General features: G+C 52.7%; 2 protein-coding genes. Both read right to left on the reverse strand.

Annotation, left to right across the window (positions count from 1 at the left end; translation table 11 throughout):
• Positions 1-1,017, reverse strand: a 1,017-nt coding sequence (locus tag KHU33_RS26035; RefSeq protein ID WP_211468439.1) for a T6SS phospholipase effector Tle1-like catalytic domain-containing protein, incomplete at its 3' end; no start/stop codon positions are given.
• Positions 1,018-1,574, reverse strand: a 557-nt coding sequence (locus KHU33_RS26040) for a DUF3304 domain-containing protein (protein WP_211468441.1), incomplete at its 5' end; no start/stop codon positions are given.

Raw genomic sequence — 1,574 nt, forward strand, 5'->3', positions numbered from 1 at the left:
GCTGTAACCGCCGCCGACATCGCTATGCACGCCAGGGTAGAGGTATTCCGTGACATCGCGGCCTTTGACGCGGGTAATCGGAAAATTGCGGCGCTGCTCATGGGCGGCGATGTAATGCACGGTTTTTCTGACGCAAGGCGGGAGCGCCTCGCGTACTTCCTTGGCCCAGCTAAAATGGCCGTCGGCAAAGAACAGCGGCGTGGTTTCCGATGCGGAATTCGCCAATCCTATCGACGCCACGCTCTCAAACAAGCCTAAAAAAGCAATCTCGGCATCCATGCCGGCGAAGGTGCCGTCTTTTTTAAGCAAGTCGGCAAACCAGTAGCAGAACGCCCGCGCTTCCACCGCGCCGCGTGAAAAGCCGAACACGTTCAGCGTAATCTTCGGAATATTCGGCAACGGCCTGTCTTTACGGGCCTTGCGCAATATCGGGTCCAATTCCTTGGTGAGGTCTGCAAACCAGCTACGGCGGTCGGGACGCGGATCGCTGGCATCGCGCATCGGGTTGCTGGTTTCCACGTCTTTGGCGTATTGCTGGATTTTAGCGGTGATGGCGTCGTTGTCGAACATGTCATCATCATTACTGAATGCCTTATGTACCGCGTTATAGACCTTGAGTAGCGCGAATAAAATCCGCGCTTCGCCGCCTTTGCCAAACGCTTTACCTTCGGCACTTTCTCGCCACTCTCGGTTCTCCTCGAAGCGTGTGCCCAAGCCAGGAATGTAAATCCGATAATGTCCAGGCGCTTGCAAAGCGCCGTCGCCATCGACAGCTTTATGCGCTTTGTACAATTTGACGACATTGGTATGGCATTGCGATGGTTCATCACGAAGCATGTTGTTATTGGTGCCGTCGAAGAACAGGCCAATGTTGACGTATTTCTGGCAAGGGGGCGCATGAATAGTCGGCCGATCTTCTTGCAAAATACGACGACATAGATCGGCAACGCTCCATGTCATTTCGCCTTCGGCGTGACCAGAAATACTCAGCGGCGCGGATTGAATTTGGGCGTTCATTTATTCTTCCTCCCGTGGGGCGACGGTGGCGCTATTAAGAATTGGATGCTCTGGACTTTGTGAACCATGAATAGGCGACGAAACAACGCGTACTTCATCGTTTGCAAAAAAATGAACGTACAGCGTTCCAGCTTTTTCATACCGTCTGATCGTCGTGGTTTTTTCTATCCAATTATCTTCGCCCTTGATTGGTCGATTCCACCGCACTTTGACTTTCATACCGGGTTGCCATTGCCTAGGGAGCATGTAACCGGCTGCAACTTCGCCGCCACAATTCAGCCCACCCGCCATCCGCTCACTATAGGGTTCCTTGACATAGAAATCGTGAATGTAACCCACGCCAGGATGGGAAAAACAAGCTATCGATACAAACGTCATCGGTAGATCGACAACCATGGACGGCTTCTGATTTGGTGCTTGTGTTGTGTTCGGTGCCGTTGTGGCACAAGCGCTGAGTGCCAGCGTCGCGGTGAGTATCAGTAGATGTTTGAGTCGCATGAATTTCTTTCGTGTAATTGGGTGGTCGGCAAGTCCGCCAGCGTGCGTAGCAAAGGTTT

Origin of the sequence: Collimonas silvisoli (assembly GCF_018305005.1) — a bacterium.
Taxonomy (GTDB): domain Bacteria; phylum Pseudomonadota; class Gammaproteobacteria; order Burkholderiales; family Burkholderiaceae_D; genus Collimonas; species Collimonas silvisoli.